The following is a 15,384-nucleotide window of genomic DNA, read 5'->3' as shown; positions in this document are numbered from 1 at the left end:
AAGGATCATGAACACAATTAAATATATCATATTTCTACTGCTGCTGCTGGAAATAACAGCCTGTAAGAAATATCTGGATCATGATGTGGAAGACAAGCCCCGTGGCACATCAATTAATTATAGCAACCTGGGGGCTATGTATTCCCCGGTGTCGGGTGTTTACCGGACTGCCTGTGGTGAAAACCCGGGTTTTGTACACTGGATGGATTGTAGCGTACGGGTAGTGAGGGGCGATGATGTGGCAAAAGGGTCAGCCCCAAATGATCAGGGAACGCTTACTGATATTAAAAACTTTCAAAATTCAAACCCGGGCGTGGTTACTTTCTGGGGCAACAATAACTACTGGAACGATCATTACGGGGTGGTAATGTATTGCAACGAAGCTATGGACGACCTCGACAAATACCGGGCAAACATAGGGGCAGGCGATGCTGCCAACCTGGCTTTATACAATCAGTATAGATCAGAAGTGCGGGTGATCCGTGCCTGGGCACATATGCAGATCTCACGCGTTTTTGGCGATGTACCTATTTTAACAGATAACGATACGTTGACTACAAGAACAAAAAGTACGGTATTGGAAATACGGCAGTGGATCATGAGTGAAATGGATTCTGCTATTGGCTTTTTGGAAGATGCCCGGCCTAACCAGTCGGCTCACCAGGGCGCCGTAACAAAATATACAGCCCTTTTACTGAAAGCCAAAGCCGCGGCAGATGCAGCTGGTAATGATAATGGCAGCCCTTATTGGGACGTGGTTCTATCAGCCACAAACGATATTATCAACAGCAATAAATTTTCATTGTTTCCTGACTACTATCAGCTCTGGAAGATACCAGGCAAGTTGTCGAATGAATCCTTGTTGGAATGGCAATTTACAGACGGCGGTTCCAGTACGGGTACTCAAATTTTACCTGGCGTATTTTATATTTTTCAGGGACCCAGTGGTGATCAGAAGGGCAGTCCGGTTTCAGGTTGGGGATTTTTGTCACCCACCCAGGATATTACCGACTTTTTCAATAGCCGGAACGATTCGGTTCGTCTGAAAACTACCATCCTGTTTGCAGGCGCCAATGAAACAAGTTTTGTTACCTCCCCTTCTGGTGATAATGTATATGGTAACTCAAACCGGCAAACTCGTTTTATGGGTAAAGCTTATTTGCCCAAAAATCAAACAACGTCGGGGAGAACCGATTATGGTACTAATAACAACATCCGCGTGTTACGCTATGCAGATGTGTTATTGCTGAATGCTGAGGCAAAAGTGCGTAAAGGACAGAATGGCGATGTACCCTTCAACCTGGTACATCAACGAGCAAAGCTAAACCCGGTAACAGGGGTAACGTTACAGCAGGTATTGGATGAACGCCGGGCTGAATTTGCCTGTGAGTGGTGGGGTGAAAGATATAATGACCTGATACGCACCGGACAGGCTGCCACCGTGTTGGCGCCGCAGGGCTTTACACCAGATAAGGCGTATGTGCCGATACCGCAGGCGCAAAAGGACCTGGACGCAAACTTGTAGTGAGCTGCTGATCGTACCCGCACAAGTATTGAAACTAAACGACACGCCGCAATGATACGCTCGAGACTAATCGTAGTAACGATTGCTATTTCCTTTTTATTGATCCGTTGCTCGAATACGCAAAAACCTGTAAATGGGGAAGCGAAATTTAATCCTGAAGACGAGGAACTTTTTACCCAGGTGCAACAACAAACATTTGAATACTTTTATGAAGGGGCCGAACCAAACAGTGGCATGGCCCGGGAACGGATCCATGTTGATAACGTATATCCCCAAAATGATAAAGACGTTGTAACCAGTGGCGGCAGCGGTTTTGGGGTAATGGCTTTATTAGTTGGTATTCACCGGGGGTTTATTACCCGTGACCAGGGCCGGGAACAACTGGAAAAAATTGTTCATTTTCTTCAAACAGCCGATCGCTTTCATGGCGCCTGGCCGCATTGGTTTTACGGAGAAACCGGTAAGGTAAAACCTTTTGGCCGAAAGGATAATGGCGGCGACCTGGTTGAAACTTCTTTCTTGTTGGAGGGATTGCTTTGTGCACGCCAATTTTTTTTAAAAGGTGATTCCACCGAGCAGATACTGGCCAACCGGATAGATACACTTTGGCGCGAAGTAGAGTTTAACTGGTATACTCATGGTCAAAATGTGTTGTACTGGCACTGGAGCCCGCAATACAATTGGGAAATGAACTTTCCGGTACATGGGTATAATGAATGTATGATCATGTATATTCTGGCTGCTTCTTCACCAACACACGCCGTACCACCGGAAGTATATCATGAAGGCTGGGCGCAGAATGGTCAAATTGTGTCGCCCTGTCCGGTGTTTGGTTATTCATTACAATTGTATCATCAGGGTGATTCGCCCTATGGCGGGCCTTTGTTCTGGGCGCATTATTCCTGGCTGGGTCTCGATCCACATGGATTAAAAGACCGCTATGCCGATTATTGGGAGGAAAATAAAAATCAAACCCTGATCAATTATGCCTGGTGCGTAAAGAACCCCAAATATTTTAAATGCTATGGACCGGATAGCTGGGGGCTTACGGCCAGTTATTCTGTCCAGGGATATGCCGCACATGCTCCGGGAAAAAATACCGATCTGGGGGTTATATCACCAACTGCCGCATTATCCTCTTTTCCCTATACCCCACAACAGAGTATGCAAGCCATGCGGCATTGGTATAACGATGGTAAAGATAAATTATGGGGGCCATATGGTTTTTATGATGCCTTTAGCCAAACGGCCAATTGGTATCCGCAACGGTACCTGGCAATTGATCAGGGTCCCATTGTAATAATGATGGAAAACTATCGCAGCGGTTTATTATGGAATTTGTTTATGAGCTGCCCGGAAATAAAAACAGGTTTAAAAAAACTGGGCTTTACCAGTCCGCATTTTAGATAGACAGACCCTGAGGTCGAAGGGGGGATCGTCGGACTGAGTGCTTCGTTCACCGAAGCTTTAGCGAAGAGGGGCGAAGACGGTAGTTGAGTCCAGATTAAACACCCTTAAAATGATTACAAGATTCATTTATACAGTGTTTCTAATTGCGGCTCTTGTCCCGCATGTATTTCCTCAAAGCAATGCGAAGATAGATCCTGTGCATGCAGAAAAGGTGGGCCTTTCCCAAACCGGAGGAAAGCCCACCTTTAATATTCGAACGTATTGCAATCCAATTAACATCGATTACGGTTATACGCCTATTCCCAATTTTACCGAATGGGGCAAACACCGGGCTACCGCCGACCCCGTTATTGTATTATACAAAGGCGATTATTATTTATTCAGCACCAACCAGTGGGGGTATTGGTGGAGCAGCGATATGAGCAACTGGCATTTTGTTTCCCGCTTATTTTTAAAACCGTATCATAAGGTCTATGACGAGCTTTGTGCCCCGGCTGTTTGGGTACAGGGCGACACCTTACTGGTATTTGGTTCAACTTATTCCTCCAACTTTCCCATATGGATGAGCACCAACCCCAAGGCAAATGAATGGAAAGAAGCGATAGACTCATTTGAAATAGGTGGCTGGGACCCCGATTTTTTCCTCGATGATGATGGCAAACTGTATATGTATAATGGGAGCAGCAACCGGTATCCGTTATATGGTATTGAAATAGACCGTAAAACATTTGCTCCCCAAGGCACCCGCAAGGAAATGTACCTGCTGGAACCCTGGCGTTACGGATGGCAGCGTTTTGGCGAATACCTCGATAATACCTTTCTTGACCCCTTTATTGAAGGCGCCTGGATGACCAAACATAACGGCAAATATTACCTGCAATACGGTGCCCCCGGTACCGAGTTCAGCGGTTATGCCGATGGTGTGGTAGTTGGGGACCATCCGCTGGGGCCGTTTATTCCACAGTCGCTTCCTTTTAGTTACAAACCTGGCGGTTTTGCCCGGGGAGCTGGTCATGGTGCTACCTTCAAAGACCCATTCAATAACTGGTGGCATGTATCGACCATAGTTATTTCAGTGAAAAATAATTTTGAACGGCGCATTGGCATCTGGCCTGCCGGTTTTGATAAAGATGATGTTATGTATATGGATGCGGCCTTTGGCGACTATCCACATAGCCTTCCTTCTGCTTCGGGTGGCGGTTTCACGGGTTGGATGCTTCTCAATTACAACAAACCCGTCACAGTTTCCTCTACACTTGCCAGTTATTATGCTAATTTTGCCGTGGACGAAAATATTAAAACATACTGGAGTGCAACTACCGGTAACAAAGGCGAATGGATAGCAACCGATCTGGGTAGTACCTGTACTGTACGGGCCATTCAACTCAATTATGCCGACCAGGATGTAGATTTCCTGGGCAAACAACAGGGCACATATCATCAGTATAAAATATATCAAAGTACGGATGGCAAGAGTTGGAAAATGCTGATTGATAAAAGCAACAACAATACCGATGTGCCGCATGATTATATTGAATTGGAAAACCCGGTCCAAACCCGTTATATAAAACTCGAGAACATTCATATGCCCGGTGGCAAATTCGCCATTAGTGGGTTACGCGTATTTGGTAATGGAAATGGTAATAAGCCTGGTGAGGTAAAGCAGTTTATTGTTTTGCGCACCGAGAAGGACAAACGCAATGCCTGGTTAAAATGGCAGCCGGTTGACAATGCGTATGCTTACAATATTTATATGGGACTGGCGCCCGATAAATTATATAATTGTGTAATGGTATACAGCAGCAACGAATACTATTGTAAGGCCATGGATAAGGAAAAGCCCTATTACTTTACTATAGAAGCCATCAATGAAAATGGGGTTTCGGCTAAAAGCAAAGTGATAAAAGCAGACTAATAAAAAACAACATATGCGTAGGATATTATTAACGATTGTCACCTTATCCTTTTTATTACAGGTAACCGCACAAACATCCGACGACAGGATGAAGGCGTATGTGGCCAACCTCATGAGTAAAATGACCCTGGACGAAAAGATCGGTCAGTTAAACCTGGTAACACCGGGCTGGGGGGTGCCCACCGGTTCAGTAGTAAGCAAAGGTGTGGAAGATAATATTCGCAAAGGACGGGTGGGTGGCCTGTTCGGGATCTTTGGTCCCGATAAAATACGCCAGGCCCAAACACTGGCTGTAAAAGAAAGCCGCCTGCACATTCCATTGATCTTTGGACTCGATGTGATCCATGGGCACAAAACTATATTTCCCATTCCACTTGGGCTCTCCTGCTCCTGGGATACAGCCCTGATAGAACGTACAGCCCGCATTGCTGCCATTGAAGCCACGGCCGATGGATTGTGCTGGGTGTATTCTCCCATGGTTGATATTGCCCGCGATCCCCGCTGGGGCCGAATTGCAGAAGGTTCGGGCGAAGATCCCTACCTGGGGTCAAAAATTGCCCGGGCCATGATCAAGGGCTATCAGGGCACCGATCTGTCGAAGGACAATACCGTAATGGCCTGTGTTAAACATTTCGCCCTGTATGGGGCTGCAGAAGCCGGCCGAGATTACAATACCACCGACATGAGCCGCATCAGAATGTTCAATGAATACCTGCCGCCTTACAAGGCCGCAGTGGACGCCGGTGTAGGCAGTGTAATGAGTTCCTTTAATGAAATTGATGGTATTCCCGCCACGGGCAATCATTGGCTATTGACCGACTTGTTACGGAACCAATGGGGGTTTAAAGGTTTTGTGGTATCAGATTATACTTCGGTCAATGAAATGATGGCGCATGGCATGGGCGATCTGGCCACTGTATCGACCCTTGCGCTGAAGGCCGGTCTCGATATGGACATGGTAGGCGAAGGGTTTTTGACCACTTTACAAAATTCCCTGAAAGCAGGCGCTGTAACGCAGCAGCAGATCAATGCTGCCTGTCAGCGGGTGCTGGAAGCAAAGTATAAGCTGGGGCTGTTTGACGATCCCTATCGGTATATAAACGAGTCAAAGCCCGAAAAAGACATCCTTACTGCGCAGAACCGGCAGGCAGCCCGGGAAACCGCGGCCCGCTCTATGGTGCTATTAAAAAATGAGCACCAGGTACTGCCCTTAAAAAAATCAGGCACCATTGCCCTGATAGGTCCCCTGGCCGATAACCATGCCGAAATGCTAGGCACCTGGGCCGTATCGGGCGATAAAACAAAAAGTGTAAGCATACAGGAAGGAATTAAAAATGTAGCCGGCAACGGGGTACAGGTGCTGTCTGCAAAAGGTGCCAACATAACCGATGATACGGCCTTTGCCAAACGTATAAGTCCGTTTGATAAACCTACAGAAATAGATCCCCGAACACCTGAGATCATGATACAGGAGGCCGTTGAAGTAGCCGGTAAAGCCGATGTGGTAGTGGCCGTAGTGGGAGAAGCCGCGGAAATGTCGGGCGAATCATCCAGCCGCACCAGCCTCGATCTACCCGGCAGCCAGCGGAAACTGATAGAAGCCCTGGTAAAAACGGGCAAGCCATTGGTGGTAGTATTATTGAACGGCCGCCCGCTCACCATTTCCTGGCTCGATGAACAGGCACCTGCCATTCTGGAAGCCTGGTTTGCCGGAACCGAAGCAGGAAATGCCATTGCCGATGTGTTGTTTGGGAATTACAACCCTGCGGGCAAACTCACTACCTCCTTTCCACGTAATGTTGGCCAGATCCCCATTTATTATAATCACAAAAATACCGGCCGGCCTTATGAAGGCGGCAATCCCAAATTCAAATCAGATTACCTGGATGTAGATAATTCGCCCCTGTATCCTTTTGGTTACGGACTTAGCTATACCAACTTTACGTATGATACTATTCAGCTCAGTCAGAGCACAATCCGACCCGGGCAGCAGATAACTGCTTCCATTCTGATTAAGAATACCGGAAATGTGGCCGGGGAAGAAACTGTGCAGTTGTACATCCGCGACCTGGCAGGTTCAGTTACGCGCCCGGTAAAAGAATTAAAAGGTTTTCAGAAAATAACCCTGAATGCCGGTGAAATGAAGAAAGTGCAATTTACGATCACGGAGAATGACCTGAAATTTTATAACAGCGCGCTGAAATATGTATCCGAGCCCGGTGATTTTAAATTATTCATTGGCACCAATAGCCGCGATGTAAAGGAAGCCAGCTTTAGGTTGGTGAAATAGTTTTGCGGTGTAACTTGCGCCCAAATTATAAATGGATGGCACCTGTGAAAAACATCATTTTTGATTTGGGCGGAGTTTTACTCAACCTGGATGTGGCTAAAACCAGTGAAGCATTTAAAGAACTGGGGCTTACGCAAATAGATGAACTGTTCCGTATTGGGCATGCAGCTTCTTTTTTCAGGGACTATGAAATGGGCACCATTTCAGATGAGTTGTTTGTAGAAAAGGCACAGCAGCTGGCGGCTCCCGGTACCACCAAAGAGCAGGTAATTGCTGCCTGGAATATCATGTTGCTCGATTTTCCGGCAGAACGGGTAGAATTCCTAAAAAAGCTAAAAAGCAAATACCGGCTTTATTTATTCAGCAATACCAATCACATACACCTGTTGCACTTCCATAAAGAATACCGCGAAGTGTATGGCACTGAAATGGACCACCTGTTTGAAAAGGCGTACTATTCCCACCTCATTAAACATCGCAAACCGGATGTGACGGCTTATGAGTATGTAATTAACGACAGCGGGGTACATGCGGCAGAAACCCTGTTTATTGACGATGCGTTGGTAAACGTAGAAGGAGCCCGGGAAGCCGGTTTACAGGCGTTGCACCTCACAGGTGGAAAAACAATTCTGGATCTGGGTCTTTAATATCGATTACTCCTTTACTTCCTCGAAATCAATGTAGTCGCCTGCTTTTGGTTTAGTGGCGGCTTCATTACTGGCCGAGGATGGCCGGTTGTTATTAGTTGTAGAAGTTTGCTGCAGTGGGTCCTGTTGCTGCTGGTGCTGGCGTTGAAACTCCTTTATCTGGCTACGCACCCGCCAGGACATTTTGATCAACGGCACCAGGAAACCAAATACAAACTTGTAAATGAAGATGGCGAGGAATATGTATAACAGTACACGAAATATGCTCATATTACAAAAACTAAAGGTACAAATACACCACCTAACAAACTGTTAAGGTGCTTTCAAATACATTTCAGCTGCTGCAAAAAACAGGCCCCTGACCAGGTATTGGTGGAACTTGGCAAAGCTATATCAAATCAACAAGCCTGGTATTCTGAATGTTCATAATGGGTAGATTTTAGGCATTCTTTCTTTAAACAGGTGGCCATCATCCGTTTAAATTTTCGATTATTCAAAATTTACAAGAGGGTTTTTGGAAGTAATAATCTAATTACCTTACCTTTGCCAAGGAAAAGATGATTAGAAAGGGAACGGAATCGTTCCCTTCTTTATTTCCCATAAGCGCATGGAAACACCAGTACAGGTAATTGAAAAAATGATGCAGGATATGCTGGCCAATGACCCGGCTTATTTCCTGGTTGAGATCAAAGTAAAACCTACCAATAACGTAAAGCTATATTTGGATGGTGATCAGGGAGTGACCATTGAGAAGTGTATCTCCTGGAACCGAGCTTTATATAAAAAGATTGAAGAGGATAATCTATTCCCTAATGGAGACTTTTCGCTTGAAGTATCTTCTCCCGGCGTTGACGAACCCTTAAAACTGTTACGGCAATACAAGAAAAACCTTGGACGGTCTGTTGAGGTGATCCTCAAAGACGGTATTAAAGTTGCCGGTAAAATGACTGAAGTGGGCGACGACACTATTACTGTGGAGGAAACGAGAGGAAAAAATAAAAAGAAAGAGGTGATAACGCACCAGTTTCAATTAGATCAGATTAAATCAACAACAATTCAAACTGTATTTTAATAAGATCCTGACACGCGGGTGTTGGGAAAAAAAATGTAGTATATGGCAAGCATAAACTTGATAGAGGCCTTCGCAGACTTTAAGGACGCGGAAAATATAGATCGTCCTACCATGATGAAAGTGGTGGAGGATGTTTTCAAAACCCTTCTGCGTAAAAAATATGGCAGTGACGAGAATTTTGACGTAATTGTGAATGCAGAGAAGGGTGACCTGGAAATTATGCGCCGCCGTACTATAGTTGAGGACGGAGCTGTGATGGACCCGCTGGCAGAGATAGCTTATAGCGATGCCGTTAAAATAGAGCCTGACTTTGAAGTTGGGGAAGAATTATATGAGGAAATTAATATCCTCGATTTCGGCCGCCGGGCAATTCTGGCCGCCAAACAAACCCTGGCCAGCCGTATCAGTGACCTGAAAAAGAACGTACTGGTTAAAAAATATGGGGATAGAATTGGTGAAATTATCAGTGCTGAGGTGTACCAGGTTTGGAAAAAAGAAATTTTATTGCTCGATGAAGAGGGGAATGAGTTAATATTGCCTAAATCTGAGCAAATTCCGCAAGACTATTTCAAGAAAGGTGAAAATATCCGCGCCGTTGTTAAAAAAGTAGAATTAAAAAACAATTCTCCGGTCATTATTTTATCCCGTACCTCTCCCTCTTTCCTTGCGAAACTGCTTGAAATTGAGGTGCCTGAAATATTTGATGGTTTAATTGTTATTAAAAAGATAGTTCGTGAACCCGGTGAAAGGGCTAAAGTAGCAGTAGAGTCGTACGACGATCGCATTGATCCCGTAGGCGCCTGCGTAGGTATGAAGGGGAGCCGTATCCATGGAATCGTACGGGAATTGAAGAACGAGAACATCGATGTTATAAACTGGACCAATAATATTCAACTGCTGATCCAACGCTCGCTTACACCGGCCAAGATCACTACTCAGGATCTTGACAATGATAAAAAACAGGCGAATGTTTATCTGAAACCTGATCAGGTGTCGCTGGCAATTGGTAAAAAAGGCGTGAATATTAAGCTGGCACAGGAATTAACGGGATATAGTATCGACGTTTATCGCGATACGGAAGGCGAACCACAGGAATTCGATATCGATCTTCAAGAATTCAGCGATGAAATTGAAACCTGGATACTTGATGAGCTCAAACGCGTTGGTTGTGATACCGCTCGCAGTGTGCTGGATCTCACCGCCGAGGAGCTTGAAAGAAGAACCGATCTCGAAAGAGAGACCATCAATGAAGTTCGTCGTATTCTGAATGAAGAATTTGAAAAAGGATAGGCAGAAAGGTCAGATTGATTATTAAATACACATGACATAATTGACAAATGTGATCAATTTGACTTTTTCCAAGTAATTTGCTTATCCAAACAGCGAACAAAACAAAAAATTGTCTTACAATAACGAATGGCAGAAACAACAACAATAAGATTAATGGCCGCAGCCAAAGAGTTTAACATCGGCAAGGAAACGCTGGTAGACTTTTTGGTAGGAAAGGGATTTAACAATGACGATCTCAAACCCACGTCAAAACTGACGGAGGAGATGTATCGTGCTTTGCAGCAGGAATTCCAGAGTGATAAAGTGGCCAAGTTAAAAAGCGATCAGATTGATCTGCCGAAGGGAAGTCTGGAAGCTAAGAAGAAGAAGGAAGAAGATGCGGCTGTTAAGAAAGAGGTGGTTAAAAAACAGGAACCAACTCCGGTTGTGGAAGAGACGAGAGAAGAGAAAGTAGAAAAGGTAGAAAAAGTAGAGAAGGTAGAAAAGGTTGAGAAGGTAGAGGTAGTAGAAAAAGAAGAGAAAGAGGAAAAAGTAGATAAAGTTGAGAAGGTAGAAGAAGTTGTGCCGGTAGTTGAAAAACAACCTGTTGTTGAGCAGCCAGTTGTAGTAGCTCCGCCTGTAGTGGAAGAGAAGAAGGAGAAAGAAGAAGAAAAAGAGCAGGAGCCTGCAAAAGAAAAAGAAGTTGTAGTAGAGCAAAAAGCTGAGGATAAGCAGCCTGAAATTACCAAGGTGGAAGCACCTGGAATTGAGGGGCCTAAAATTTTGGATAAAATTGACCTTTCGGCAATTGATTCGTCCACAAGACCGAAGAAAACGCCGATAGTAGTTAAGAAAAAGGACGAAGAGCCGCCAGTAAAGGCGAAGGAAGAAGCGCCGCCGGTGAAGGAAGAAAAACCGAAAACGGTTGCCAAAGAAGCACCCGTTGCGGAGGCGCCTAAAGAAGAAGCTCCAAAGGCTACTACGCCTGTGGTCGAGGAAAAACCTAAAAAGGAAGTTGCCAAACAGCCACAACAACCTGCAAAACAGGTAGTAGTTGAAAAGAAAAAGCAACAGGAACCGGTTAAGGAAGTGCAAAAAGAAGAGCCGAAGGAAGAAGCCCAACCACCTGTTATTGAAAATATTAAAGCAGATAAACTTACGGGACCGAAAATTCTGGGCAAAATAGAATTACCGGTTGGCGACGAAGCCCGCACCAAACCGAAGCCCAACGAGGAAAAGAGGAAGCGTAAACGCATTCCCATTGAAAAGAAGGATCAACAGCAGTCGCAGCAATCGGCGCAGGAGCGGGCACAACATCTTTTCAAGAAAAGAGAACCAGGTCAGCAAGGCGGACAAGGCGGTCATCATGGCGGCGGTGGTCATCATGGTGGTCAGGGTCAGGGCGGTCAACACCGTCCGGGCGGCCAACACCAGGGCGGCGGCTTCAGAGGCGGTCCAAACCGTCCAGGCCAGAACCGTGGTCCAGGAGGTGGAAATCGTCATGTGTCCCGCGAGCCTAAAGAGATCAACGAAAAAGAGATCCAGGATAAAATACGCGAAACACAGGCTAAACTGTCTGGTGGTAAAGGTCAAAAGGGTATAAAAGCAAAACGCCGTCACGAAAAACGCCAGAACATGGCGGAACGTGAAGGTGTTGAAGGACAGGATAACAAACTGCAGGTTACAGAGTTTATCAGTGTAAGCGAACTGGCTAATCTGATGGATGTAAGCTTTGCAGAAGTGATCAGCAAGTGTATGAGCCTTGGTCTCATGGTGTCTATCAACCAGCGTTTGGATGCCGAGGTAATTGAACTGGTGGCCGGTGAATTTGGATATGAAGCCGAGTTCATCGATATGGAAAAGCAGCTTGAACTGGAAGAAGAAGAAGAAGCGGATAATGCAGAAGACCTGCAACATCGCGCTCCCATCGTTACCATCATGGGTCACGTTGACCACGGTAAAACATCCCTGCTCGACTATATCCGCAGTGCGAATGTGGTAGCTGGTGAGGCGGGTGGTATCACCCAGCACATTGGTGCCTACGAAGTAACACTGGCCAATGGTAAAAAGATCTCCTTCCTTGATACTCCTGGTCACGAAGCGTTTACCGCCATGCGTGCCCGCGGTGCCAAGGTAACCGATATCGCAGTAATTGTGGTGGCAGCAGACGATGCGGTGATGCCGCAAACCAAGGAAGCCATCAGCCACGCACAAGCTGCCGGTGTTCCAATGATCTTTGCTATCAACAAAATTGATAAAGACGGTGCAAACCCGCAGAAAATATACGAACAACTCGCAGGTATGAACCTGTTGGTTGAAGAATGGGGTGGTAAATACCAAAGCCAGCAACTGAGCGCTAAGCAAGGTTTGAATGTAGACAGCCTGCTGGAAAAGATCCTGCTCGAAGCAGAGTTGCTTGACCTGAAAGCCAACCCCGACCGCGAGGCTACTGGTACCATCATTGAGGCTACCCTCGATAAAGGACGTGGCTATGTAGCAACCGTTCTGGTTCAAAACGGTACCTTGAAACATGGCGACCTGGTAGTATCTGGTCAGTTCTTTGGCCGGGTAAAAGCGATGTTCAACGAACGTAACAAACGCGTTGACGAAGCGCCACCATCAACCCCGGTATTGATCCTGGGCTTGAACGGTGCCCCTCAGGCTGGTGAGAAATTCAAAGTATATACAGATGAAGCAGAAGCCAAAGAAGTAGCAAACCGTCGTGCACAGATCTTACGCGAACAAGGTATACGTACCAAGAAACATATCACACTCGATGAAATTGGCCGTCGTTTGGCATTAGGAAACTTCAAACAGTTGAACCTGATCCTGAAAGGCGACGTGGATGGTTCGGTAGAAGCGTTGAGTGATTCACTGCAAAAACTGTCAACCGAAGAGATCGTTGTATCGGTGGTACATAAAGCAGTGGGTGCCATCAGCGAAAGCGATGTAATGCTGGCTACTGCATCCGATGCCATCGTTGTTGGTTTCAACGTGCGTCCTTCTACCCAGGCTAACCGTCTGGCAGAATCAGAAGGTGTGGAAATCAAACTTTACTCTATCATCTACAACGCTATTGAAGAGGTGAAGAGTGCGATGGAAGGGATGTTGGAACCTAAAGTCACTGAAAAGATCATCGCCAACGTGGAAGTTCGCAACGTATTCAAATTCGATAAAGCCACAGTTGCAGGTTGTTATGTACTCGATGGTAAGATCCTGCGTAACTCGAAGATCCGTGTTATACGCGATGGTATCGTAGAGTATCCTAGAGGTGAAGGCCAAAGCGGCGAACTGCAATCTTTGAAACGCTTTAAAGATGACGTGAAGGAAGTTCCTTCGGGTATGGAGTGCGGTATAACTGTTAAGGGCTTTACCGATATTAAAGTAGGTGATATAATCGAAGCGTTTGAACTGGAAGAAGTAAAACGCACATTATAAAAGATTTAGGCATCAAGGAACAAGGCACAAGAAGGAAACCCCGACTTGTGCCTTTATTTCTTGGTTTTGGCCTTAAATTTTGCGCCCTGGTCCCTGTACTTTGAGCCTATTACTCGAAACTTTTGTTAAATAACATCATTGCCAATCTGGTAACCAGTAAATTTGGCCCTGTCCCTTTCAAAAATATTCAGATGAAGTCTGTTTTTACCTTTATTACCGCTTTGCTTTTAGTGACCATTGCGGTGGCCCAGGTTCCCCGTAAAGTTGTTGCCGATAAAATTGTAGGCATTGTGGGCGATAAGATCATCTTAAAATCTGATGTGTACAACGATATCCTCGACCGTCAGCGTCGTGGAGAGCCAGTACCTGAAAATGCCAACTGTGCCATTATGGAGCAGATCCTCACCCTGAAAGCCTTGGTGCTTCAGGCTGAAAAGGATTCAATACAGGTAGGTGATGATGAAATTGACGCCCTGCTCGATAACCAGATCCGTGGCTTTGTTCAGATGTACGGATCAAAAGAAGCGCTGGAAGAAATTGCCGGCCGTACCGTTTACCAGATAAAGGAAGATTTTCGCCAAACCTTTAAAGAAAGGAAGCTCGCTGAGCGGATGCGCGATAAGATCGTGGAGAATATTAAGATCACTCCGCAGGAAGTAAAGGAATACTTCCTGAAGAAAGATCAAAAAAACCTGCCTTATTATGAATCGCAGGTAGTGATCGGTCAAATTGTGGTAAACCCCAAACCCAGCCGCGACCTGGAAAAACTGACCATTGATGAGTTAAACGATTTTAAAAAACAGGTAGAATCTGGGCAGCAGAAATTTGAGACCCTCGCCAAATTATATACACAAGACCCGGGAAGTAAAGAAAATGGTGGTCAATATTCAGTGAACCGTACAGAAAAACAATGGGACCCAGCCTGGTTAAACAACGCATTCCGGCTTAAGGAAGGACAGGTTTCTCCGGTGTTTAAATCAAAATTCGGTTACCACATCATACAAATGGTGAGCCGTGCCGGTGACGACGCTATTGTTCGTCATATTTTACGTGTTCCTTCTATCACGGATGATGAAATCAACGAAGCTATTAATAAACTTGATTCAGTACGTGCTAAACTGATTGCCGGGACCATAACATTTGGTGAAGCAGTTAACAGATACAGTGACGATGATAACTCCAAGTACACCGGTGGCTATTTACAAAACCAAAACGGTTCCACTTTCCTGGAATTAAGCCAGCTTGATAAAGACATGGTTGAAATGCTCGGAAAAACCGGAATTAAACCGGGTGAATATTCAAAGCCTACCCCATATACGGATGAAAGAGGTAAAAAAGGCGTACGCATTATTTACCTGAAAACACGAACCGAGCCGCACGTGGAGAACCTGAAAGATGATTATGACCGCCTGGCTAAAGATGCGCTGGAAGTAAAAAAACAGAAGGCGTTGGAAGGCTGGTTTGCTGCAAAGATCCCTGCCTATTACATTATGATCGATGAGGAATTCAAAGGTTGCAGCACCCTGTCGAACTGGATGCAGTATGCGGCTGCCGGCAATAAATAAAAATTACCGACTAACAACGTATAAGCCCCCCCGATACATCGGGGGGGCTTCTTTTTTTGTAGAGGTGTTTGGGTAGGAAACCTAACGGCTCGTTAGTTATACGCTTTTGTAATAATGTGTTATTCATTGTAATAAATGATCATTTAATAATAAGGGGAAACACTTAAATGACCTAGAAACGCCTTCCCGGTTCTTGGCATAAACAAGCTTTTAAGTATTTTGTATAAGTATTTACATGTAAATATTAAATCAA

Annotated in this window: 10 protein-coding genes; 9 read left to right on the top strand and 1 reads right to left on the bottom strand. The window is 45.4% G+C overall.

Going from position 1 to position 15,384, the window contains the following annotated elements; all coding sequences use genetic code 11:
* Window positions 1-7 precede the first annotated feature (7 nt).
* The 5 genes from J7I42_RS04520 (at window position 8) to J7I42_RS04500 (ending at window position 7,787) form a co-directional block, all read left to right on the top strand.
* The gene (locus J7I42_RS04520; RefSeq protein WP_209137578.1) at window positions 8-1,525 is read left to right on the top strand and encodes a RagB/SusD family nutrient uptake outer membrane protein; all 1,518 of its coding nucleotides are present in this window, start codon (window positions 8-10) and stop codon (window positions 1,523-1,525) included.
* A 51-nt stretch (window positions 1,526-1,576) separates the two neighbouring features.
* Window positions 1,577-2,935 carry a glucoamylase family protein gene (locus tag J7I42_RS04515; protein ID WP_209137577.1) on the top strand — a complete coding sequence of 453 codons (1,359 nt, stop codon included), beginning with the start codon at window positions 1,577-1,579 and terminating at the stop codon, window positions 2,933-2,935.
* A 109-nt stretch (window positions 2,936-3,044) separates the two neighbouring features.
* Window positions 3,045-4,850, top strand: coding sequence for a family 43 glycosylhydrolase (locus J7I42_RS04510; RefSeq protein WP_209137576.1), 1,806 nt, complete (start codon window positions 3,045-3,047; stop codon window positions 4,848-4,850).
* Window positions 4,851-4,863: 13 nt separating this feature from the next.
* A complete protein-coding gene (gene bglX, locus J7I42_RS04505; protein ID WP_209137575.1) occupies window positions 4,864-7,140 on the top strand; it encodes a beta-glucosidase BglX in 2,277 nt (758 codons plus the stop codon).
* A 35-nt stretch (window positions 7,141-7,175) separates the two neighbouring features.
* Window positions 7,176-7,787: an HAD family hydrolase gene (locus J7I42_RS04500; protein WP_209137574.1), complete on the top strand. Its 612-nt coding sequence runs from the start codon at window positions 7,176-7,178 to the stop codon at window positions 7,785-7,787.
* A 6-nt stretch (window positions 7,788-7,793) separates the two neighbouring features.
* Here J7I42_RS04500 and J7I42_RS04495 read toward each other — a convergent pair whose 3' ends face one another.
* Window positions 7,794-8,057, bottom strand: coding sequence for a DUF4834 family protein (locus tag J7I42_RS04495; RefSeq protein WP_209137573.1), 264 nt, complete (start codon window positions 8,055-8,057; stop codon window positions 7,794-7,796).
* A 337-nt stretch (window positions 8,058-8,394) separates the two neighbouring features.
* Here J7I42_RS04495 and J7I42_RS04490 point away from each other — a divergent pair, with 337 nt between their 5' ends.
* The 4 genes from J7I42_RS04490 to J7I42_RS04475 all read left to right on the top strand — a co-directional run bounded on the left by J7I42_RS04490 (window position 8,395) and on the right by J7I42_RS04475 (window position 15,131).
* Complete coding sequence (locus tag J7I42_RS04490) at window positions 8,395-8,859, top strand: LSm family protein (RefSeq protein ID WP_209137572.1); 465 nt, start codon at window positions 8,395-8,397, stop codon at window positions 8,857-8,859.
* Window positions 8,860-8,901: 42 nt separating this feature from the next.
* The gene (gene nusA, locus J7I42_RS04485; RefSeq protein ID WP_209137571.1) at window positions 8,902-10,149 is read left to right on the top strand and encodes a transcription termination factor NusA; all 1,248 of its coding nucleotides are present in this window, start codon (window positions 8,902-8,904) and stop codon (window positions 10,147-10,149) included.
* A 126-nt stretch (window positions 10,150-10,275) separates the two neighbouring features.
* Window positions 10,276-13,566, top strand: coding sequence for a translation initiation factor IF-2 (infB, locus tag J7I42_RS04480; protein ID WP_209137570.1), 3,291 nt, complete (start codon window positions 10,276-10,278; stop codon window positions 13,564-13,566).
* A gap of 191 nt (window positions 13,567-13,757) precedes the next feature.
* The gene (locus J7I42_RS04475; RefSeq protein WP_209137569.1) at window positions 13,758-15,131 is read left to right on the top strand and encodes a peptidylprolyl isomerase; all 1,374 of its coding nucleotides are present in this window, start codon (window positions 13,758-13,760) and stop codon (window positions 15,129-15,131) included.
* The last annotated feature ends 253 nt before the right edge of the window (window positions 15,132-15,384 follow it).

The organism is Niastella soli, from assembly GCF_017742245.1.
Lineage (GTDB): Bacteria > Bacteroidota > Bacteroidia > Chitinophagales > Chitinophagaceae > Niastella > Niastella soli.
The sequence above is the reverse complement of the archived record's forward strand: the minus strand, read 5'-3'. Positions and strand labels throughout refer to the sequence as shown.